This window comes from Betaproteobacteria bacterium (genome assembly GCA_016720925.1).
Classification (GTDB): Bacteria; Pseudomonadota; Gammaproteobacteria; order Burkholderiales; family Usitatibacteraceae; genus UKL13-2.
In genome coordinates this window covers 1-22950 of record JADKJR010000026.1, presented here as the reverse complement: position 1 = coordinate 22950, position 22950 = coordinate 1, and the positions used below count along the sequence as shown (strand labels likewise).

General features: G+C 60.9%; 8 protein-coding genes and 14 pseudogenes. 9 read left to right on the top strand and 13 right to left on the bottom strand.

The genetic code is table 11. The features are described from left to right. Nucleotides 1–169 precede the first annotated feature (169 nt). The 6 genes and pseudogenes from IPP88_21935 to IPP88_21910 all read left to right on the top strand — a co-directional run bounded on the left by IPP88_21935 (nucleotide 170) and on the right by IPP88_21910 (nucleotide 4606). Nucleotides 170–1224, top strand: a pseudogene (locus IPP88_21935) (ABC transporter substrate-binding protein). Between the two features lie 305 nt (nucleotides 1225–1529). Then, nucleotides 1530–1838, top strand: coding sequence for an ATP-binding cassette domain-containing protein (locus IPP88_21930; protein MBL0125228.1), 309 nt, complete (start codon nucleotides 1530–1532; stop codon nucleotides 1836–1838). 161 nt (nucleotides 1839–1999) lie between these two features. Beyond that, the gene (locus tag IPP88_21925) at nucleotides 2000–2170 is read left to right on the top strand and encodes a hypothetical protein (protein ID MBL0125227.1); all 171 of its coding nucleotides are present in this window, start codon (nucleotides 2000–2002) and stop codon (nucleotides 2168–2170) included. Nucleotides 2171–2328: 158 nt separating this feature from the next. Then, nucleotides 2329–3192, top strand: a pseudogene (locus IPP88_21920) (ABC transporter permease). 35 nt (nucleotides 3193–3227) lie between these two features. Continuing rightward, nucleotides 3228–3976, top strand: a pseudogene (locus tag IPP88_21915) (ABC transporter permease subunit). A 327-nt stretch (nucleotides 3977–4303) separates the two neighbouring features. Next, nucleotides 4304–4606 carry a hypothetical protein gene (locus IPP88_21910; protein ID MBL0125226.1) on the top strand — a complete coding sequence of 101 codons (303 nt, stop codon included), beginning with the start codon at nucleotides 4304–4306 and terminating at the stop codon, nucleotides 4604–4606. Between the two features lie 92 nt (nucleotides 4607–4698). Here IPP88_21910 and IPP88_21905 read toward each other — a convergent pair whose 3' ends face one another. Continuing rightward, nucleotides 4699–5214, bottom strand: coding sequence for a hypothetical protein (locus IPP88_21905; protein MBL0125225.1), 516 nt, complete (start codon nucleotides 5212–5214; stop codon nucleotides 4699–4701). Between the two features lie 179 nt (nucleotides 5215–5393). On the opposite strand from IPP88_21905, the pseudogene IPP88_21900 reads away from it, so the two are divergent. Then, a pseudogene (locus IPP88_21900) lies at nucleotides 5394–6785 on the top strand (FAD-dependent oxidoreductase). Nucleotides 6786–6911: 126 nt separating this feature from the next. Here the strand turns inward: IPP88_21900 and IPP88_21895 are convergent. The 6 genes and pseudogenes from IPP88_21895 to IPP88_21870 all read right to left on the bottom strand — a co-directional run bounded on the left by IPP88_21895 (nucleotide 6912) and on the right by IPP88_21870 (nucleotide 12497). After that, nucleotides 6912–7493, bottom strand: coding sequence for an N-acetyltransferase (locus IPP88_21895; GenBank protein ID MBL0125224.1), 582 nt, complete (start codon nucleotides 7491–7493; stop codon nucleotides 6912–6914). Nucleotides 7494–7567: 74 nt separating this feature from the next. Beyond that, nucleotides 7568–8940: pseudogene (locus IPP88_21890) on the bottom strand (M20 family metallopeptidase). A gap of 213 nt (nucleotides 8941–9153) precedes the next feature. Further along, entirely contained in the window at nucleotides 9154–9564 is a 411-nt protein-coding gene (locus IPP88_21885; protein ID MBL0125223.1) for a PLP-dependent transferase, read from the bottom strand. After that, the gene (locus IPP88_21880; GenBank protein MBL0125222.1) at nucleotides 9558–10202 is read right to left on the bottom strand and encodes a PLP-dependent transferase; all 645 of its coding nucleotides are present in this window, start codon (nucleotides 10200–10202) and stop codon (nucleotides 9558–9560) included. The genes IPP88_21885 and IPP88_21880 overlap by 7 nt, the downstream gene beginning before the upstream one ends. 23 nt (nucleotides 10203–10225) lie before the next feature. Then, nucleotides 10226–11561: pseudogene (locus tag IPP88_21875) on the bottom strand (flagellar biosynthesis protein FlgA). Continuing rightward, nucleotides 11558–12497: pseudogene (locus IPP88_21870) on the bottom strand (NAD(P)-dependent oxidoreductase). Before IPP88_21870 ends, IPP88_21875 begins: the two co-directional pseudogenes overlap by 4 nt. Nucleotides 12498–12608: 111 nt before the next feature. On the opposite strand from IPP88_21870, the pseudogene IPP88_21865 reads away from it, so the two are divergent. Further along, nucleotides 12609–14011, top strand: a pseudogene (locus IPP88_21865) (acyl-CoA dehydrogenase family protein). After that, a complete protein-coding gene (locus IPP88_21860) occupies nucleotides 14008–14247 on the top strand; it encodes a hypothetical protein (GenBank protein MBL0125221.1) in 240 nt (79 codons plus the stop codon). Before IPP88_21865 ends, IPP88_21860 begins: the two are co-directional and overlap by 4 nt. Before the next feature lie 253 nt (nucleotides 14248–14500). Here the strand turns inward: IPP88_21860 and IPP88_21855 are convergent. From IPP88_21855 to IPP88_21830, 6 pseudogenes are all read right to left on the bottom strand, one after another. Continuing rightward, nucleotides 14501–17235 (bottom strand): annotated as a pseudogene (locus IPP88_21855) (molybdopterin-dependent oxidoreductase). Nucleotides 17236–17244: 9 nt separating this feature from the next. Further along, a pseudogene (locus tag IPP88_21850) lies at nucleotides 17245–17600 on the bottom strand (Rieske 2Fe-2S domain-containing protein). 13 nt (nucleotides 17601–17613) lie between these two features. Beyond that, a pseudogene (locus tag IPP88_21845) lies at nucleotides 17614–20055 on the bottom strand (NAD(P)/FAD-dependent oxidoreductase). 5 nt (nucleotides 20056–20060) lie between these two features. Beyond that, nucleotides 20061–20812, bottom strand: a pseudogene (locus IPP88_21840) (ABC transporter ATP-binding protein). Between the two features lie 21 nt (nucleotides 20813–20833). After that, nucleotides 20834–21618 (bottom strand): annotated as a pseudogene (gene ntrB, locus IPP88_21835) (nitrate ABC transporter permease). 126 nt (nucleotides 21619–21744) lie between these two features. Continuing rightward, a pseudogene (locus IPP88_21830) lies at nucleotides 21745–22921 on the bottom strand (ABC transporter substrate-binding protein). Nucleotides 22922–22950 lie beyond the last annotated feature (29 nt).

The window sequence follows — 22950 nt, the reverse complement described above, 5'->3', positions numbered from 1 at the left end:
CGCTTTTGACACAATAGTTTGGCATATACAGGCCAAAAGTTTACCTGTTCAACTGATAATATTGCGAAGAATACACTTGCCAGGTCAGCGCGGGTCTTCCTCTATTGAAAAGGCTCTTTCCTGCCTGTTGAACCAAAACGGAGATCGTTATGCGCAAAACTTCCACCTCATGTGTTCTGCCGTCATGGCCGCATCCTTCAGTGCCCACGCCGCCGAGACATATACGCTGGCGGATCATGGCCGGGGGACCGAAAAGCTGTTCAAGGAAAACCATCATCCCGGCATTTGGAAACGAAGACCGGCACTAAGGCTGTTTATGTCTCCGGCAATTCCACCGACATCTCGCCGGGGGGTTGCAGGCGCAAAGGGCAAGCAGGAAATTTCCGTCGCCTTGATCGACGATGGCCTGATGTACCAGGCGGATCGGCGCAGGGCCTGTGCACAAAGGTCGAGGACGCCGGGTCAATCAAGAGCTCTATCTCATCGCGCGCATGGTCGGCGACAAATCCGCTGGTATCGCCTTCATCGCCACCGGGCTCGCTTACAAGGAGATCTTCGCCAAAGGAACGGCTGGCGCTCCAGACCTCCTGGAACGACCTCACCGATCCCTAAATTACAAGGGCAAGGTGGTGATTCCGCCGCCAATCACCAACGGCTACGGTTTGTTGACATTGGTGGGGATGGCCAAACTCCCAATGGCGGTGGCGAGGCCAATATCGAGCCAGGGCTTCGACGTCATGACGAAGAAAGTGGCGGCCGAATGGGCTTGCCTGGGAACCCTCGCCCGGCAAGATGGCGCAGATGATGCAGACCGGCGAAGGCGCGCTGGCGGTGTGGGGCAATGGCCGGGTGCAGTCCGTTGTGACCAGGGGCGCGCCGGTCGTGAATCTGTTTACCCAAAGGGGAAGGCGCAGTGGTCATCCTATGACGGCCGTGGCGGTCGAAGGCGCGCCGCAAACGCGGTGGGACAGCAATTCCTGCAGCATGGTCTGCGAGACGGTAGGGACGCATATGGCTAACGTGCTCGGCTGGGGACCGGTCAACAAGATTGGCGAAGATTGCGCTGGATGTGGCGAAGAAAGTCGTTTCTCTGGTCCCGAGAAGGTCACCGCATTGATCTCGCCAAACTACGACATCATCAACACCAAGCGCGCCGAATGGACCAACCGCTGGAAATCCGCGCGGTCGAGAAGTGATTCGTTGCGGGGCGGCAACTGGCGCTGAGTCCAACACTATCCGCCTTCCTCGAACTCCCAGGGCCTCGATCAAATGCTACGACGACGTTACCGCCGTCGCCGACTTCAGCCTGTCGGTGGACGAAGGGGAGTTCGTGTGGCCTGCTCAGGGGCTGTCGGCTCGTGGCAAGACGACCACGCTGCAAATGGTCGCTGGCTTCACGCCGCCGCCCACGCGCGGACAGATTTTGTTCTCGATGGCCGCGACATCACCCACGACAAGCCCAGTCAGCGAGGGCTGGGCATCGTATTCCAGAAGTATGCCTTGTTTCCCGAAATGAGCGTGGTCGACAAATGCTCTCTGTTCGGACTGGAGATGCGCAGCGTTGCCGTGAACGAGGGGCGCCAACGCGTAGCCGACACGCTGGAACTGGCAGCATTCCCTTTACACCGATGGCTGACGCTTTCCGGCGCGAACTGTCCGGCGGTCAGCGTCAGCGGGTAGCGCTGGCGCGTGCCCTCGTCATCCAGCCGCCGGTGTTGCTTCCAGATGAGCCGATGGGTGCGCTCGGATGCCAAGCTGCGCTGAGGAAATGCAGATCGAGCTGCGTGGCGCTGCAGCGACGCGGTCGGGATCACGTCACCATCATGGTCACGCAATGACCAGGCTGGTGTGCTATGACGCTCGCCGACCGCGTGTGGTGCTGATGAACAGGGGCCGTATTGAGACAAGGGGGACGCCCTTCGAAATGTACGAGAACCCAATCGGCCGTTTTCTTCTCTCCACGTTTCTGCAGGGTCAACGTCATTGAAGGTCGGGACCGGTGGTGCGCAGATCAGTGAAGCGGTTGAGGCTCAAGGCCACCGCCCGCCGCGGAGAAGGCAGCGCCACAGGCGAGGTCGACTGCTACTTTCGTCCGCCCGAAAAGCTGGAATTCGCCGCGGCTAACGGTGCACCGGTGCGCGGCCGTGCCAAGTCGGCGCGCGTGTCTTAGGCAACCATTGGCTCTTCCAGGTCGATACACCACTCTCGGCGTCGTGCAGGTGACGCAGCCAACGTCGGTTTGCCGCAAGCTGCCGAAGGGGTGACGAAGTGGGCTCTCACTTCCGGTCGGCGAGCCATCGCGCGAGACGGTCCGCGCGGTCGGTGATGATGAACGAGCCACGCAACCTGCTGCCGTACTGGCTGACGGCGCCGGGCCTGCTGGCGATGATCGCTTTTGTTGCACTGCCAATGGTGCTGACGCTGTCGCTGAGCCTGTATCCATTCTCATCGTCCACCGGCGTCGGCGAGGGCCTGTACCATTGCCAACTACGCTCACACCGCGCGTGACGAGTATTTTCAACGTCATCTTCGCGTGCACCTCAGGCATGGCCGGGCTGGTCACGCCGATCTGCATCGTCATTGGCGTGCCAGAGGCCTGTGTGCTGTCGCACCTGTCGCCCGCGCTGGCGCGCCGTGTCGTTGGTGGTCGTCCTCGGGCCATTGCTGATTTCGGTGGTGGTGCGTACGCTGGGTGGGCCGTATTGTTGGGCAACGAAGGCGTAATCAACAGATTCTGCCGGCAGCGGCCTGGTGACCGAGCCGGTGAAAATGATGTTCACCTTCACCGGCGTGGTCGTCGCGCTGGTGCATGTGCTGGTGCCTTTTGTGGTGCTGGCGGTATGGGCCTCGTTGCAGAAGCTGGACGCGGCTACCGAGCAGGCAGCTGAATCGTCTGGGCGCCGGATTGCCCACGGTGATGTGGCGCATCGTGTTCCCCCAGGTGATCCTGGCGTACTTTCGGGCGGGCTGATTGTATTCGCGCTGGCGGCAAGTGCCTTTGCCACGCCGGCAATCATTGGCGGCCGGCGCCAGAAGGTCGTGGCAACAACCATCTATGACGAATTTCTCGGTAACTCCAACCGGCTGCTGGGTGCGGCGCTGGCGCTGGTGTTGGTGCTGATCGAGCGGGGCGTGTCGGATGGGCGTAAGAACCGCCATATCGAGCGCCATACGAGCAGGTGTTTGGTGTGAGCAACACGCCACGCATCTTGCTCGCGTTCCACCTGATGTCTACGGCGTTTATGCTGGCGCCGCTGGTGATGGTGGCGCTGGTGTCGCTCACCGACAGGCCACATCGCGATGCCGTTCGAAGGGCATCGTGGCGCTGGTAACCGCGCGATCGCCGACGCATCCGATTTCGTGACCGCATTCTGGCGCAGCCTCGGGCTTGGGGCGGCGGCAGCTACGCTGGCGACGCTGCTCGCGGTGCCGGCCGGCATGGCGACCGCCTGGCACCGGTTTCCGGGCCGGGATGCGTTGCAGGGACTACTGCTGTCGCCGTTGATGGTGCCGCATGTGGTACTGGGCATCGCGTTGCTGCGATTCCCACGCAGATCGGTGGTTCGAGCACACCGTGGGGCCTGACGGCGGCGCACACGGTGATCGTGTTGCCCTACGTGCTGGGGCTGGAGTTGGCGGCTCCACCGGGTTTGATCGCAGTATCGCGCAGGCCTCGCAATCGCTGGCGCATCGGGCTGGACGGTGTTCCGCCGCATCGAATTGCCATTGATCCTGCCAGGCGTCGCAGGCGGCTGGCTCGCATTCATCAACAGCTTTGGACGAATTGACGATGTCGATCTTCGTTGCGTCGGCTACGACCGAGACGCTGCCGGTAAAGATGTATCACCACATCGCTCACACGATCGATCCGCTGCTCGCTTCCATTTCCACCGTGTTGATCGTATTGACACTGGTGTTGATGATCGTGCTCGACCGCTTCTACGGGCTCGATCGCGTGCTGTCGGGCGAATCGTAGACCGGTCCCCAAACGAAGTCGACACGCTGGTCATCGGCGGCGGTGTGTGGTGGGCAAGGCGGACGCTCCGGCGGACTCACGCGTGCCGGTGAGCGTGTGCGACTGCTCGACGAAGGCGGACGACGCCTTTCGAGCCGCGCGCGGAAATTTCGGCCTCGTAGCGGTGCAGTGCAAGGGCCACGGTAATCCGGCTTATGCTCGATGGAGCACTGCCGCGGCGCGCCGCTGGCCCGTTTCGCGCGGGAACTTGCCCGGAGCGCACCGGCGTCGATGTCGAGTTATCGCAGATAGGCGGCATGACGATGTGCGTAAACGACGCCGAGTTGGTTGCGCGCGTTTGCCGATCTCGCCACCGTGAGAGCAGAAATCGGCGGCGAATATCCGTTCGGTGCAATTTCTCGATCACGCTGGTGTGTGCGCGCACTGTCGCCGCACATCGGACCTTCGGTTGTTGGAGCTGTGTTCTGTCCGATGGATGGTCATATCAACCCGCTGCGGCTGTTGCGGGCGTTGGTGCAGGGCTTTCGAATCGTTGGTGGTGAGCTGTGCGCCGGCGTCCACATCGAGAACGTCGCGCGACGGCAAGGCCAGTTCCATGCGCGCCGGCGGCATCGATCACGGCGGGGATAAGGTTGTACTCGCCGCAGTGGCTGGGCAACGGGCGCTCGCGCCATTGGTAGTCCTGGCAGGCGCCGGTGAAGCCCAATCGGGGCAGATCCTGGTCAGCGAGCGCGTGCAACCATTCTTGCGCCACCCATCGCTGCATGTGCGGCAAACCGGCGAGGCGTCGTGCAGATCGGCGACTCGTAGGAGGACGTGGGCTTGACGATTGCACCACGCTCGCGCAGTTGGCGCGCATCGCCGACCGCGCGATACGCCGCTTTCCTTTGCTGGCAAACGTAACATTGTGCGTAATTTGGGGTGCGCTGCGGGTCATGAGTCCTGACGGCTTTCCGATTTACCAGGCGTCGAGCGAGTGCCCCGGCGCCTTCGTCGTTACTTGTCATAGCGGCATCACACTGGCCGCGCAGCATGCCGGGACCGCTTGCAGACTGATTGGCGGTGGTGGAGCCGGTTGAGATCCGTGGTTTCCGGCGGAGCGTTTCAATGTTTAAGCCGATCAACACTGCCGCCAAACGATCCGCAATCGAACTTTTGTCGATTCGCGCGCCATCAAGGCGCGCTACGGCGACACGCCGCTGGCGCATGGCGCTGATGAATGGCGGGCGTAGTGGCATTTCGCCAAACCCCGTATCCGGAGAGCGCCGCGCGGACCGCTGTGTTTGATGGCGTTTGCTTCGACTGCCTGGTGGAAGTCGACGGCCGGGCAGAACGTGCAATCGTGTATGGTCGAGGCGCGGGCGGGGGATGCAGGTGCGATTGCCGACTGCGTGGCACGACGGGTGGAGGGCGGCGTATGACGCACGACCTCATTGTCATCGGTGCCGGTCCGGCGGGGCATGGCCGCGGCATGCACCGCCGCGTCGCTTGGATTGAAGACGCCGCTGCTCGATGAGCAGCCGAGTGCGGGTGGACAAATCTACCGAAACGTCTCCCGGCAGATGCGAATGTCGCCGCCTTGCTCGGGCCTGAATACTTCGCACGGCCTGTCACTCGCTGGGCAGCGGCACAATCTGGCGGAAGTCCGGCACGGCGCGCTCGTGTGGGATGTGGCGCGTGACCCGGACGGTGACGGCTTTGCAGGATGGCCGATCTTTCCAGGTGCGAGCGCCACAATTGGATCGCCGCCACCGGCGCCCTGGAACGCGCCTCGCCGATTCCCGGCTGGATATCGCCGGGCGTGCTGAATGCGGTGCGGCGCAGATCGCCCTGAAGAGTGCGGGCATCCATTCCGTCGGGCCCGGTGGAAGCGGGGAGGTGGTCCTTGCTCCTGCTGGTGGCTTGTCAGCTCATCGACGCCGGCGCTGACATTGCGGGCATCGTCGAGACTTCACCTTCCGCCAACCGAATCGCCGCACTGCGACATCTGCCTGCCGCACTCACTGTTCCGGCCTACTTGCTCAAAGGGCTGCAGATGATGTGGCGTCTCCGAAGTGCGGGCATTCCACATTTCACACAAGCGACGGATCCCGCGCGTCGAAGGTAGCCAAGCCGAGGATTGCTGATCACATCAGGTGGCCGGGCACTCGCATCGATGCGGGTATCGTGTTGCTGCATCACGGTGTCGTGCCGAATACGCACTTGAGCCGCCTGTTGCGTGTGGAGCACGACTGGGACAATCCGCAGCTTGCATGGCGTCCGCGCGTGGATACCTGGGGACAAACCTCGCTGGCAGGGTTTCGCATGGCTGGCGACGGCACGTCGATTGCCGGCGCGCTGGCCGCCGAAGCCAGCGGCGCCAATGCCGCGATCGGTGCGGCTCACGCCATGCAGCGTCTGTCTGATGCCGAGCGGTGACCAGCGCGCATCATTGGCACGGCGTGCGCTGGCGAAGCAACTGCGTATTCGTCCGTTCCTCGATGCTTTGTACCGGCCGCCCGATTTGATCAACACGCCTGCCGACGATACCATCGTGTGCCGCTGTGAAGAGGTCACCGCCGGCCGCATCCGTGAGATGGCGCGCCTGGGTTGTCAGGGGCCGAACCAGACCAAATTCTTCAGCCGCTGCGGCATGGGGCCATGCCAAGGTCGCGTTTGCGGCATTGGTGTTACGCAAATACTCGCGGGCGAACTCTGCAAGCCACCGTCTGAGATTGGCGCGTACCGGATTCGCGCACCATTAAAGCCCGTGCCGTTGTCTTCGGTTGCGTCTTTGGCTAACGGGACGCTGGAAGAAACTTCCACATAAGAGCAAGCAATTCGCATCAACTTTGTCAATCGATCAACGTCCGCGACGCCAATCGTCGAATGTTCGCCCATTCGTGTGCTTGGCCCAAACGCTCCTGAAGGAATCGGCAGCAAGACCGCATAAACGCTAGCACTGACGCGGCTTTCCGGACGTTTTGTCCTGGAATGCGCGCCAGTGCTGAGTTTCACCTTGGTGGCGCGTTGCCCTCTCGCCCAGTTCCCGCTGCATCTGCACACTATCGAGCCAGCGCCCGAATTTGTAGCCGATACCTTTGAACAGCAGCCACGTCTGGAACCCACAGCCTTGGTGCAATTTGATCGACCCCAGATTGGCGCTGTCGCCGATTACCGCGATCATCTGGCGGAAGCCGCGTCTGGTGCATTCGTCCATCAGCGCCATCAACAACCGCCTGCCGATGCCGCGACCTTTCAGCTCGTCGAGCACGTAGACCGAATCCTCGACCACGAACCGGTAACCCACGCGCGCCCGGAATGAACTCGCGTAGCTGTACCCGGCCACCTTTCCGTCCAGCAATGCAGTGAAGTAGGGAAACCCTTTGGCAAGAACGTCGCCCCGCCGGCGATCGAACTCGTCGACATTGGGGGCGTCGTACTCCCAGGAGGCGGTTTCGGCGGCGACGCTGTCGGCGTAAATGGCCGAACAGGCCGGCACGTCTTCGTCGCGGGAGGGGCGGATAATGAGATTCATGTGCGCAGGTTCAAGAAGGTCCATTTCCATTACAAGCAATTCCTGCGCCGCGCGGCCAACATGTCGCCGCCTCTCTATTCCGGTAAAGCTTCCCCAAGATCCCAGAAAATCCCGGCCATGATGGCAGACCTTCGCGCGCAATTGGTGCAAGCATGTGCTCATTCGGTGCATGCTGCGAACACGCGGAATAGGAGTGCGGAATCCATATCGTCGGCAGGCCCAGCGTATCGGCGAATACTTCATTGGGAAGCGAGCCGCCGAGATTGGGCAGGATCGCGGCCTGTTTCCGGTGGTGCGTGCGATGCTGGCAACCGCCCAGCGCACCCATCTGGAATCCGGGTCGAGCCGGGTGGCGTGCATCGGTTCTTCGCGTGCGGGCGTGACGCTGACTTGCGAAAAGCCTTCGCGGATCAGGTGGCGCTGCAACGCCGGCACGACATCGTAGGGATCGATCCCCACCACGAAACGCAGATGGCCGCGTGCCCACGCTTTTCCGGCAATTGCATTCACCGGAAAATCCGGATTACCGACTTTCATGGCGAGTATGGAAAACTTGACCAGCCAAACACGCGCTCGGCGGGAGACAACCCCGGCTCGCCCCAGTCGATGTCGATCTCCGGGGAATCGTCACCTCCAGAAGGTTCACAATCCTTCAGCGCCCGCGACGGCCGCGGAATATCGGCTGGCCGCCATTCCGGCACGCGGATCGCGCCGTTGCGGTCGGTAATACTGGCGATGGCATGGCTCAGGATGATGCCGGGGTCGGCGATCAATCCGCCCCAATTGCCGGAGTGATGTGCGCCGGGCCGCAAATCGACGGTGAGATCGAAATTCATCACGCCGCGCGAGCCCAGGAAAATGGTCGGGCGATCCGGCTTCAGGCGCGGCCCGTCGGAGGCGATGGTGATATCGGCTTCAGCTCATTCTTGTGCGCCTTGCAGAACGCGTCCAGCCCCGGCGAGCCGATTTCTTCGCCGGTTTCAAACAGCAGTTTCACATTGAAGCCGAGCTTGCCGCGCGTGTCGAGTACGCTTTTCAGCGCGCCCAGGTTGATCGTGTGCTGGCCCTTGTTATCGGCCGTGCCGCGTCCGTAAATTCGCGCGCCCTCCTGTTGCATTTGCCAGGGGTTCAGGCCGGCGCGCCATTGTGGCTCGAGGCCACGAATCACGTCACCGTGGCCGTAACTCATGACGGTCGGCAGCTTGTCGCCTTCCATGCGGGTGGCGATCAGGAAAGGCGTTTGCTGGCAGGGCTTTCGTACGCGACAATCGAAACCGAGCGCTTGCAGCGAGGTGGTGAGTTCGCCCTGCAGATAGACTTGCAATTCATTCTTGCGATCGGGATTCTGGCTCTCGGTCGGAATCGCCACGCGGCGCGCGAGGTCGGCGTGAAACTGCTGGCTGTCGAAATATTGTTCAGCGGACTGGATGGCGGCTGCGCGGGTCATGTGGTTTGTGCTCCCGTTTCTCGTTTCTCGTTTCTCGCGCGATTGCAAGTGCAAATGAATCTGTCGCCCCGGACTCAGTCCGGGGCGACAGCTCTCAATTTATCCACTCCGCAACCGCTCAAACCCCGCCTCAAGATCGCGAATCAAATCATCCGGATCGTCCAGCCCGATGTTGTAACGCACCAATCGCCCGTCTGGCAACGGCCGCCCGCTTCACGCGCGATGCGCGCGGTCACGGCGAGCTTTTTCGAAACCGCCCCACGAATAACCGAGCCCGAACAATTCATAGTGATCCATCATCGCCGCGAGTTGTGTGTCCGTGCACGGATTCAATTCAATCGTGAACAGGCCCGCCGCACCAGTGAAATCGCGCTTCCACAAGGCGTGGCCCGGATCGCTTTCCAGCGCGGGATACAACACGCGCTTCACTTCGGGGCGTGCGTGCATCCACCGTGCGATGTGCAATGCACTCTCCTGATGCCGCTTGAGCCGTACGCCCAGTGTACGCATGCCGCGCAGCGTCAGGAAACAATCGTCCAGCGAGGCACGCTGCCCAAGGTGCAGCGTGGTTTCCTTCAACAGCGGCCAGCAAGCTTCATTGGCAATGACGAGCCCGATCAGCACGTCAGAATGCGCCGCGTAGTATTTGGTGCAGGCTGCACCACCAGATCGACACCGTGCTCAAACGCATCGAAGAAATATCCAGTCGCCCAGGCGTTATCCATGATGACCCTGGCGCCGTGCTCATGCAACCTGGCGATGGCGGGAATATCCTGCACTTCGAAAGTATGCGAACCCGGGCTCTCGGCATAAACCACTGTGGTATTTGGCTTTAGCAGCGTACGAATGCCGCAGCACCGATCAACGGATCGTAAAATGCGGCGCGACACCGAAAGCGTCAGGAATTTTTCCGCGAAACGCCGGCCTGGATAGTAGCTGCTGTCCGGCATCAATACGTGATCGCCGGTTTCACGCACGCCAGCAATGCGCCGCCAACGGCCGCAAGCCCGCTCGAATAGGTCATGGCGCGATAGCCGCCTTCCAGTTCCGCCACCGCGTTCTCTAAGCGCGAGTGCCTGCGGCATGGTGACCAAGCCGTAGGTCGGCACTTCTTCATCCGCCTCCCAGCGCGCTGGATTTCGTGCTGCTGCGCCATCGATCGAACAGCACGGTGGACGCGCGCGATGCAGCGGGATGTTGACGGTGGGCGGATCGTTGACCGGTTTGCGGCTGAGTTGCGTGAGTTTGGTGTCTTTTTTCATCTCGTTCTAATTCAAATTGCGGGTCACGGCGCGAAGGTCTTCTCCATTTCGCGCCGAAACCGTACCGCGCGTTCTTCAAATCAACGGCCACGTCTTCCCATGTCACCGGCTTGCCCGCAGCAACGCCTCGCAAAAGTTTTAACTTTGTGCGCAAGCCCGATGGCAACCCCGCCGATCCGATTGGATAACCGCTGGCATCAGTTTCCATAGACCGTATAACGCCCTCGCCGTCGAGCATCTCGCCCGCCTTAAGATCTCGTTTGGCGGTTGCCACGCAATCGCCGCGCCATCCATCCGGCGCACCGGTCGCCTCGCCGCGTACCGCCGCACTGGCGACACTGATGCCCAGCTCCAGCCCGATCAGGTGGAACGGTTTTACATCGACGAATAGTTGCCGGTGTCGTCGGTGACGAGCCCGTATTCTTGAAGCATCGGCGAACATAATCGGTATCGGCGGCAAAGGTCACATACACGCCCCAGCGCAGATCGCGGAACACCGGCCGACCATCGCGCTCGACCGACGTAATGACTTCCACTTGCCCGCGATGATGCAAATGCCCGCCATCGGCTTTGGTCGCAACACGCCGCGCCAGATCATCGACACCACACGGCGGAAATTCCAGGCCACGCGGCGATGGCGTCAGTCCGGTCGCATTCGCGACAGCCGCCATTTCAATGGCGCTCTTGGTGCCGTCGAGGAATGAATTGAACATCTGCGCGTTGAAATCACCGCCCGCCACCGTTTCCGCCGAGAAGCCGTAATGGCCCCAGACGGTGTCGGGCGTCGAGGCATGGTACGCCGGCAAATACTTGGTGCCCTTGCCGGCGGCGACGACTTCGAATCCGGCGGCGCGCGCCCAATCGACCATTTCGCAAATCAGCGCCGGCTGGTCACCATAGGCGAGCGAATAGACAATGCCCGCCTCCGCCGCCCGCCTTGCCAGTAATGGTCCGGCCAGTGCGTCGGCCTCGACGTTCACCATTACAACGTGCTTTTTGTGCTCGCAACAGGCCAGCACATGCGCGATGCCCGCGGATGGACTGCCGGTGGCGTCGATGATGACTTCGATATGCCGGTTGCGGATCAGCGCCAGGGCATCGTCAGTGATGTGCGTGCGATGCCGCTGGCAAACGCCTGCTTGAAATTCTGCGCGGCGAATTGTTCTTCCTTCCAACCCACGCGCCGCAATGACTCCGCCGCGCGCACCGGATTGAGATCGGCGATGCCGAGCAAATGAATGCCCGGTGTGCGCGGAATCTGGAGAGATACATCGACCCGAACTTGCCGGCGCCGATCAAACCGACGCGCACCGGATTGCCGGCGGCGACACGCTGCTGCAGGAGCCGGTAGAGATTCATTCTTCCTCCTCAAGCACACGCAACAGGTTGCAGGTATCCATCGTCCCCCAACCCGTGTTGCATCAGTTTGTTCAACTGCTCATACACCAGATGGGTGGCCGGCATCGGCAGGTCCTGCTGATCGGCCATGTCGGTGATCAGGCCGAAATCCTTGGTGATGCAAGCGCGCCTCAATCCCCGCCGCGAAATCGCGATTGGCCATCTTCGGCCCCATCAATCCCAGCATCTTCGAGCCGGCGAATCCGGACATCAACGCCTCTCGACGACTTTGTTGCAATCCACACCGTTCTCCTTGCGGACAGCATGGCTTCGGCGATGCTCTGAATGTTGATGACCTGCACGGTTTGGTTACAAGCCTTGGTCACCTGGCCGCAACCCACGTCACCCATGTGAAAAATATTCGTGCCGAGTTTTTCCAGCAGCGGTTTCCGCCTGCGCCAGACGTCCGCACGCCTACCGACCATGATGGTCAGTGTCGGTGCCGCATCGGCCGCTGTGTACCACCGGACACGGGGCAATCGAGGTATTCGATGCCCTTGCTCTCGAGCTCGCGAGCGAATCGGCGCGTCTCGCGGACATCGATGGTGGAAAAATCGCAGACGATGGCGCCAACCATCGCGCCGTGGATGACCCCTGTTCGCCGAGCAGCACCTGCCCGACATCGGCGGTGGCCGTTACATTGGTGCAAATGAAATCGGCTTCGCGCGCGGCGTCGGCTGGTGACGTGCAGGCTTGTGCGCCGAGAGCAACGAACGGCTGCATGGTTTCCGCGCGGCGCGCATAAACCGAGAGCGGATACCCGGCATGAATGAGATGACGTGCCATGGCGCCACCCATGTTGCCGAGGCCGATAAACGCGATTCTGGATTTCCCGGCAGTATTTTCCTGTAATTTGCGAGCGATCCTGTTGGCCTTGTCGTGGTCATGCCGACTCATTTTACCGGCGGGTCCGCGCGCCGCCACGAAAACGGCGGGCGCGGGCGTTAAACTATCCGGACAATTGATTTCACACGAGAGATGCTGACGATGGGAAACAGGGAAACCAGAATGTCTTCTCGCGATCGCTTCATCACCCACGAGGTCACCAACCAGGCGCCGCCGCTGACGCCGTACGATGCGTACGCGACCGATGTACCGCTGCAGCAGGCGCTGGTGCGCGAAGGCGCCGCGTGGGCATTGCCGGCGGTCCAGGGCCTACGGCCCGATTGCCGGTGGCGAATTGATGGAACTTAGCTTTGCCGCGAATGAGAACAAGCCGGTTTTCAAGCCGTTCGATCGTTACGGAAACCGCCTCGATGAAGTCGAATTTCACCCGGCGTATCACCGCCTGATGGAGCTGGGGATTGCCCACGGCGTGCCCAATTTCGCGTGGCGTCACGCAGACACCGCCGGCGCCCACGTCGCCGCGCGGGCTTGATGTATTGCACGGCCAGGCCGAGCAGGGCACCTGCTGCCCGCTGACGATGACCTATGCTTCGGTGCCGGTATTTGCCCACGCACCCGCACTCGCCAGGAATGGTTGCCGCGCATCAACGCCATCGATTACGACAACCGCTCGATTCCGCCCCGAAAAAGCGCGGCAACGTCATCGGCATGGGCATGACCGAGAAACAGGGCGGCTCGGACGTGCGTTTGAATACCACGCGTGCCTTTCCCCTTTCGGCTGGTGGGACAAACGCGCTTTACGAACTGGTCGGGCATAAATTCTTCCTGTCGGCCCCGATGTGCGATGCCTTCCTCGTGCTCGCGCAGGCCGAGCGCGGGCTGTCGTGTTTCCTGTTGCCGCGCTTTGCGCCGGATGGCGGTAACGATGGCAATGGCAAGCGCAACGGCATTCGCGTCCAGCGGTTGAAGAATAAGCTGGGCGACTGGAGCAATGCGAGCTCGGAAGTTGAATTTCACGGCGCCACTGGCTGGCTGGTCGGCGAGGAAGGCCGGGCGTCGCCACCATTCTGGAAATGGTGGCATTGACGCGGCAGGATTGCATGATCGGCTCGGCGGCGGTCATGCGCCAGGCGCTGGTGCAGGCGATCCACCACGCGCACTATCGCGCGGCGTTCGGTAAATTGCTGATCGACCAGCCGCTGATGAAGAACGTGTTGGCCGATCTGGCGCTGGAGTCGGAGGCCGCGCTGGCACTGACCATGCGAGTCGCGCGCGCGGTTGACGCGTCGGGGCGGGATGCACGTGAGGCCGCGTTCGCGCGCATCGCCACGGCCATCGGCAAATACTGGGTATGCAAACGCTGCACGCCCTTTGTCAATGAAGCGCAGGAATGCCTCGGCGGCGCGGGGTATGTCGAGGAATCCATCTTGGCGCGGCTGTTGCGCCAGGGCGCTACCAATTCCATTTTGGGAAGGTAGCGGCAATATTCAATGCCTCGATGCGTGCGCGCCCTCAATCGCGAACCGAAACGCGCGACGCGCTGTTCGCCGAATTTGCATTGGTGAAGGGCGCGAACCGCCTGCTTGATCAGCACGTGGCGCGCCTGGCCGTGGATCTCGACATCAAAGACAACATCGAACTGCGGTCACGCGCGCTGGTGGAAGTGATGGCGGTGGGATTGCAGGCGGTGCAATTGTTGGTGATGGCCGAATCAAATGTCGGCGAAGAATTCTGCGCGGCGCGGCTGGGCGAACATCTGTCTCGCAATTTTTGGGACGTTGCATCCATCGGCGACGTTTGATGCGCTGATCGGGCGTGCGCTGCCTAACTTTGCAGGTCGCGCTGTCCCATAAACCGACAGCTGTCTCGCGGGTGATCCGCATGCGGATCAAAACCCCTGACATTCTTCAGCACTGGCGCGGCTTTTACAGGCATTTGTGCTCTAAACGCCGCACCAGTGCTTGACTTTGTTAATTTGCTGTAGGGTGAGCAAATCACAGCGTGTCCACCTTCGTACGACGATCGTGCCGCCTGGTTCACGCTTTTCACGGCGATCATGGCGGAAACTGTGCGACCAGTTGCCGCAAATCCGGCATGCACGACCCGCAGTTAGTCCCGCAATTGAGCTGCGCCTGCAGTGCGGCGTGGCGCGCTTTCGGCTTCGCCGGGCGATATCGCCCAGCGCCGAGGTGATGGTGTCTTCGGTGACATTGAAGCACTGGCACACGACCTGGCCCGACAACACAAATCCGCTCGGCGCATTGGTGGCGGGCGACAGCAACAGCTGACGAATCTCGGCCACCGGCTTTTCGGCGACCAGCCATTCGCGCAACCATTCGCCGCTTTCGATGGCGCCCGGCTCCCGCACAGCCGGACCGCGCGCAGGACGTCGGCGTCAATGAGCATGCGCCGCGAACTGGCCCGGCGCGTGTCTTCGTAGCGCAGCGCCATGTCGCGATCGAGGCCGAGCAGACGGTCGAGCGATTCAAGCCACGCGGCCGATGGCGCACCATGATGCGCCGCGCGCACCAGCACACCGGGACGATCGCGGCCGATCAACACGCTGCTGAAAAAGGCGACGTCGCCCTGCAGTGGCTGCAGCGCATCGAGCAACGCGGTCTCGTCGCCATCACGCGCCACAAACGCCGTCAGGTGCCAGGACAACTCTGCTGCCGTGACCTTTACCGCCGCGTGTTTGAATTCGGGTTGGCGCGAATGCGGATCGAAGGCCGGCATGGTCAGCGTGTTGACGCCGGCGCTGTGCTGTCCGCCGAGAAAACGTTTGCCCCAGTGCATCGGCAAAGAGACCTGGCCGGAACGCACCGCGTCCGAAGCTTCGGTCAGGCAGTAGATGGCACCGCGCCGCGATTCGATTTTCACCAGTTCGCCGTCCTTCAGCCCGCGCCGCGAAAGGTCGTTCGGATTGACCGCCAGTCTTGGCTCCGGCGCGTGGCCGAACAAACGCGCGACGTTGCCGGTGCGGCTCATGCCGTGCCAATGATCGCGCAGCCGCCCGGTGGTGAGGGCGAGCGGATAGCGCGTATCGGTTTTTTCGGCGCACGCCTGGTAGCGCTCGACGAAGAACTGTGCGCGGCCGGTGGCGGTGGGAAACACGCCATCCGCGTACAACCGGACCGTCCCGGTGGAGGCACCGGTCGGCAGCGGCCATTGTTGCGTGGGCCTCGCGCATCAAGCATGGCGTAACTCATGCCGGTGATATCGAGATCGCGGCCACGGGTCACTTCACGATGCTCGTTCCACACCGCTTCGGGTGAATCAAATGGAAACAGGGTCGGCTTGCCGGGTCGCAGGCGTTTTCCAGCCGCGGCGCAAATTGGCAAACAATTTCCCAGTCGTGGCGCGCTTCCAGCGGCCGCGCTGCCGCACGAACCCGCGAAATGCGCCGCTCGGAATTGGTGACCGTGCCGTCCTTTTCGCCCCAACTGGTCGCGGGCAGCAGCACGTCGGCATATGCGCCGGTTTCGGTATTGCGATAAGCCTCCTGCAACACGACAAGTTCGGCGTTCTGCAATGCCTCTTGTACCTGCGTAAGATCGGGCATCGATTGCGCGGGATTGGTGCAGGCGATCCACAGCAGTTTGATCTCGCCCTTCCTCGCGGCATCAAACATTTCCACCGCAGTGTGCCCCCGCCGATCGGAAATCCGATCGACGCCCCACAGCCGCGTCATTTCTTCGCGGTGCGCGGGATTGGCGATATCGCGATGCGCCGCCAGCGTCGTTGCCAGTCCACCCACTTCGCGTCCGCCCATGGCGTTCGGTTGCCCGGTCAGGCTGAACGGTCCGGCGCCCGGCTTGCCGATCTGGCCGGTGGCGAGATGCAGATTGATCAGCGAAGCATTCTTTGCCGGTGCCGCTGGTCGATTGATTGAGTCCTTGGCAATAAAGCGACAGTGTTGTCTTCGATTGTGCAAACCAGCGCGCCGCGGTGACGATGTCATCGGACTTGATTCCACAGATTTCGGCGGCGATGGCCGGGCTCATCTCGCGAACAGTGGTGCGCAACGCATCGAAGCCCTCGGTATGCGCGGCGATGTAATCGCGATCGATCCACTCTTCCCACAACATCACGTGCAGCATGGCGTGGAACAGCGCCACGTCCGTGCCGGGCAAAATCGCCAGATGCAGATCGGCATAGGCGGCGGTCTCGGTACGGCGGGGGTCCACAACAATGATCTTCAGCGCGGGATTTTTTCGCGCGCCCCTCGATGCGCCGGAACAGGATCGGATGCGCAAAGGCCGCGTTCGAGCCGGCGATGAACAGGCACTCGGCGTGATTGATGTCTTCATAGCTGCACGGCGGCGCATCCACACCGAGCGTTTTCTGGTAGCCGGTTACGGCCGAGGACATGCACAGGCGCGAATTGGTGTCGATGTTGTTGGTGCCAATTAACCCCTTGGCGAGTTTGTTGAAAACGTAATAGTCCTCGGTCAGCAGCTGACCGGAAACGTAGAATCCGACGCTGTCCGGGCCGTGTTCGCGAATGGTGCTGGCGAAACGCTCGGCCAGTGATCGAGCGTTGAGTCCCAATCAGCACGTGCGCGGCTGTTTTGTTTTGCGCACTTCCGGATAACGCGCGCGGCCTCGAGCGCGACCGGCGACATCGTCAGGGCCAGCGTGGAGCCCCTTTGGTGCAGAGCTTGCCGAAGTTGGCGGGGTGATCCGGGTCGCCGCGAACGTCAGTGATTTTTTCACCGTCGCTGTCGATGATGACGCCGCAGCCGGTGCCGCAATAGCAGCAGGTGGATTTGGTTTGGGTGATGGCCATGAATGCGGTTTACGCCGCCGCACAAGTCATCGCCACCATCGCCCCCGACCACGGGATCGAGTTCACGCAACGCCATCGCAACCGCGTCGCAAACTTCTCCACCTGCCCCACATCCGGCAGCGTCGCGCAACCATCGTTCAAACTGATGCACCAGTTATGCAGCGGGCAGGCGACCGATTCACCGAATACAATCCCTTGCGACAATGGCCCGCCTTTGTGCGGACATTTGTCCTAGCGCTGCGGAAAATAGCGAACACCTTGTCCTCGGCTGATTGAAGAAAGATGGCGATCACCTTGCCGTCATCGCGATTAAATCCAGCGCGAGCCAAGCACAGGGCACTTTGGGAATATCGTCCAGTTTGCAGATGCCGATGTAGCTCATGCGACCACCGCAATCGGAATGAACTGCTTCAGATCGACGCGCGCTTTCTCCGGTTCATGCCACGGATCAGGCTCACCATCGAGCGCGAACTGCAGACGCTCCCACAATGCTTTCCGATTCGCGGCATCATCGACACTTCTTTTTGCAGTAGTCGAGCCCGACGCGATTGACGTAGTGCACCGTGCGCTCCAGATACCAGCCTTCATCGCGGTACAACTGCAAGAACGCGCCGGAATATTCGAGCACTTCCTCGTGTGTTTTGACCTTGCAAAAAAACTGCGCGACCTCGGTCTTGATGCCGCCGTTGCCGGCGACATAAATTTCCCAGCCGGAATCGACGCCGATCACGCCGACATCCTTGATGCCGGATTCGGCGCAATTGCGCGGGCAGCCCGACACCGCGAGCTTCACTTTGTGCGGTGCCTGCATGCGCCAAAGTGCGCGTTCGAGTTCTTGCCCCATACGTGTTGAATCCTGCGTACCGAAGCGGCACCACTCCGAGCCCACGCAGGTTTTGACCGTGCGCAGCGCCTTGGCGTAGGCGTGGCCGGAAGGCATGTCGAGGTCTTTCCAGATGGCAGGAAGATCTTCTTTCTTCACGCCCAGCAAATCGAGGCGCTGGCCGCCGGTCACCTTGACACTTGGCACCTTGTATTTGTCGACCACATCCGCAATACGGCGCAGCTCGCCGCTGTTGGTCGCGCCACCCCACATGCGCGGAATCACCGAATAGGTGCCGTCCTTCTGGATATTGGCGTGCGAACGCTCGTTGATGAAGCGCGATTGCGGATCGTCCTTCACTTCGCGCGGCCAGGTGGAAAGCAGATAGAAATTGATCGCGGGCCGGCAGCTTGCGCAGCCATTCGGCGTACGCCATTCCATGAATCGGTAGACATCCGGAATCGACAGCAGGTGTTGCGTGCGGATGGCATCACGCACTTCCTGATGGGTGCGATCGGTGCAACCGCACATCGCCTTTTTCTTTGGCGCAACCGAATAGTCGCCACCGGCGGTGAACATCAGGATCTGTTCGACCAGGCCTGTACAGGAGCCGCAGGAACTCGATGCCTTGGTGTGCTTGCGTACTTCATCGAGCGTGAACAAGCCCTTCTCCTTGATCGCCTTGACGATGGTGCCTTTGCACACGCCATTGCAGCCGCAGACTTCGGCGGTATCGGTCATGCTCGCTGCCTTGTTCTGGCCCTGATGCCCGGCGTCGCCGAGATTGATTCGCCAAACATCAGGCGGTCGCGCATCGCGGCGAAATTGGTGCCATCGCGCAGCAGCTTGAAAACCAGGTGCCGTCAATCGTATCGCCGACCATCACCGCGCCGATCAGTTTGTCGTTCTTGATGACGAGGCTTTGTATACGCCAGCACCGGGGTCGGCGAGCACGATGTCTTCGGTGCCTTCGCCGCCGGTAAAATCGCCGGCAGAAAACAGATCGACGCCGGTTACCTTCAGCTTAGTTGAGGTAAGCGAGCCGGCATAGCGGCCGATGCCATATAGCGCGAGATGATTGGCGCAAACCTTGGCCATTTCAAATAGCGGCGCCACCAGGCCATAGGCAATGCCGCGGTGGTTAACGCACTCACCCACGGCGTAAACGCGTGGGTCGAAAGTCTGCATGGTGTCGTTCACGACAATACCGCGATTCACAGTGCAGCCCGCCGATTCAGCGAGCGCCGTATTGGGGCGAATGCCCACCGCCATCACGACCAGCTGCGCGGGAATTTCTTCGCCCGTTTTGAGCTTGACCGATTTCACGCGGCCGCCTTTGCCATCGTCGGCATCGCCGATCAACGCTTCGGTATTGGCTTCGAGCCGGAATTGCAGGCCTTTGGCTTCCAGGGTCTTTTGCAGCATGCCGGCCGCGGTGCGATCGAGCTGGCGCTCCATCAGCCACGGCATCACATGTACGACCGTCACGTTCATGCCGCGCAGCTTGAGGCCATTCGCGGCCTCAAGTCCGAGCAGCCCTCCTCCAATGACGACTGCATCCCGATACTGGCTGGCAGCAGCAATCATTCTTTCCGTGTCGTGAATATCGCGATAGGTCAGCACACCATCCAGATCCTTGCCGGGCAACGGCAGGATGAAGGGATTGGACCCGGTGGCGAGCAGCAGGCGATCGTAATGCTCGCGGGTGCCGTCGTCGGCGATCACTTCGCGCGCCTTGCGGTCGATCTTGACGACTTTCTTGCTGGTGTGCAGGCGGATGTTATTTTCTTGTACCAGTCGAGGTCGTTGAGGACGATGTCGGGCAGGGTCATCTCGCCGGCCAGCACCGGCGAGAGCAGGATGCGGTTGTAATTGGGATGCGGCTCGGCGCCGAAGACGGTGATGTCGTAGAGGTCGGGGGTGAGCTTTAGTAGTTCTTCGACGGTACGGATACCGGCCATGCCGTTGCCGACGACGACCAGCTTCATTTTTGCCATTATGTTCATGGTCTGGTTACGCCGCCGCCCGCAATTGCTTCTGATACAGAAAACTCCAGCACCTGTCGGCGGCAATCCAGGTACGCCGGATCGGCCAGCAACTTCAGACGGTCGCGCGGCTTGGGCCAGCGGCACCGGCAACAGTCGCCGATCGTTGCCGCGGGTCCGTTGGTCATCATCACGATGCGGTCTGACAGCAGTACCGCTTCATCTACATCGTGTGTCACCATGACCACGGTGCTCTTGAGTTCAGCGACGATGCCCATCAGTTCGTCCTGCAGTTTGGCGCGGGTGAGGGCATCAAGCGCACCGAACGGCTCATCGAGCAACAGCACCTTAGGTTGCATGGCGATGGCGCGCGCGATGCCGACGCGCTGCTTCATGCCGCCGGAAATTTCACCGGGATGCTTCTGCTCGGCGGATGACAGGCCCACCAGTTTCAGCGCGGTTCAACGGAAAGATGGACATTGTCGAAACAGGTCAGCCACGGCAGCAATGAGTGATTCTGGAACACCACAGCGCGATCGGTTCCTGCGCCTTTCACTTCGCGGTTGGACAACAGCATCACGCCATTGGTCGGATAGAGCAGGCCGGCGATCATGTTGAGCAAGGTCGATTTTCCGCAGCCGGAATGACCGATCAGCGTGACGAATTCGCCTTGCTTGATGAGCAGATTGACGTCGCGCAAGGCCTCGAAGCGTCCGCGTTTGGTGTCGAATTCCATGCCGACGTTTTCGATGGAGAGAAATTTTTGCATGATGCTCCTGTTAGCCCGGGCTTAACTGACATATTCGTAGCTGAATTTTTTCGCGATGAACACCAGCATTTGTTCGAGCAGCAGGCCGACGATGCCGACGACAAAGATGGCGATGATGATGTGCTCGACGTTCAGGTTGTTCCATTCGTCCCAGACCCAGAAGCCGATGCCGACGCCGCCGGTGAGCATTTCCGCCGCGACAATCACCAGCCACGCCACGCCGATGGAGAGGCGAATACCGGTGAGGATGTAGGGCAGCGTTGCTTGGCAGCAAAATCTTGAACGTACTTTCCACGGCGAGAGATCCAGTACCTTGGCTACATTCAGGTAATCCTGCGGCACACGAGAGACGCCGACTGCCGTATTGATGATGAGCGGCCAGATGGCGGAGATGAAAATCACCCAGATGGCGGCTGGATTCGCCGCTTTGAATACCAGCAGGCCAATGGGCAGCCAAGCCAGCGGAGACACCGGCCGCAGCAGGCTGATGATGGGCGAGAGCATGCCGTTGAGAAAGGCCACGCGCCCGATCAAAAAGCCGACCGGGATGCCGATCACTGCCGCCATGCCGAAGCCGATACCGACGCGCTTCAGCGAGGCCAAAATGTTCCAGCCGATGCCCTGATCATTGGGTCCTTTTTGGTAGAAAGGATCGCTGAACAATTGCACGGCCGATACCCAGGTCTTTCCCGGGCCGGGAGGTTCGGGCTTGAACTGGCGACGATCGCCCAGATGCCGACGAACATCAGCAGACCCAGGAGCGGCGGCAGGAAAATCATGGTCCATTTCATGATGATAGGCTTCATGCTGCCCGCCGGTTTGACCGCAACAGCGAGTTTCGGCGGCTTGCCGTGGCAAGCTGGATTCGGCGGTGAATCGTATCGACAATGATTTCATTGGCTGAACAGCTCATAGTGACTCCATGCCGTTTATTACGCTTTGATCTTGAAAGAGGCGGCATATTTCTTTGGATCCTTGCCATCCCAAACCGTACCGTCGATCAGTTTCGACGTGCGCAGATCCGACTTGGGTACCGGCACCTTGGCCATGCTGCCGCGTCCTTTATAAATCGCGATCTGGTTGACCTGCTTGGCCACCGCGAGATAGTCCGGGTCTTCCTTCAGCAGCCCCCAACGCTTGTGCTGCGGAGGAACCACATGCCGTCAGACAGATAGGGATAGTTCACCGTGCCCTCGTTGTAGAACTTCATGTAATCGGCGTCTTTCCATTTCTTGCCGATGCCGTTGTCGTAGTCACCTGCCAGGCGCTGGTCGATGACGTCGACCGGGCAATTGACGTAGGCCTTGTCAGCGATGATCTCAGCCACTTTCTTGCGGTTGGCCATCACGTCGATGAATTTGGACGCGTCGAGAATGGCGGCCGTCATCGCACGCGCGGTATTGGGATTCTGTTTCACCCACTCGGCGGTGGTGCCGAGGGTCTTTTCCGGATGGTCTTTCCAGATGCCCTGCGTCGTCTCCGCCGTGAAGCCGATCTTGTCGTAGATGGCGCGGTTGTTCCACGGCTCACCGACGCAGAAGCCGTCCATGTTACCCACACGCATGTTGGCGACCATTTGCGGTGGCGGCACCACGATGTTCTTCACATCCTTGAACGGATCGATTCCGTACGTGGCCAGCCAGTAGTAAAGCCACATTGCGTGGGTGCCGGTCGGGAAGGTCTGGGCAAAAGTGTATTCAGCTTTGTTCTTGTCAATAAACGCCTTCAGGCCCGGCCCGTCCTTCACACCTTTTTCGGAGAATTTGTTGGCTAGCGTGATGGCCTGGCCGTTATGGTTGAGATTCATCAGAATTGCCATGTCTTTTTCGGCCCACCAATGCCTGTGTGGACGCCGTAGATAAGACCGTACAAAACATGCGCCGCATCGAGTTCACCATTGACCAGCTTGTCGCGCACACTTGCCCACGATGCCTCCTTCGAGGGCGTGATCTTGATGCCGTACTTTTCGTCGAACTTCATGACAGAGGCGATGACCACCGACGCGCAATCGGTCAGCGGAATGAAGCCGATCTTCACTTCCTTCTTTTCCGGTGCGTCGGAACCAGCTGCCCATGCCGCTGAGCGGATGCCCGGCGGGACGATGGCCATCAACGCTGCCCCACCGAGCAAACCGCTGA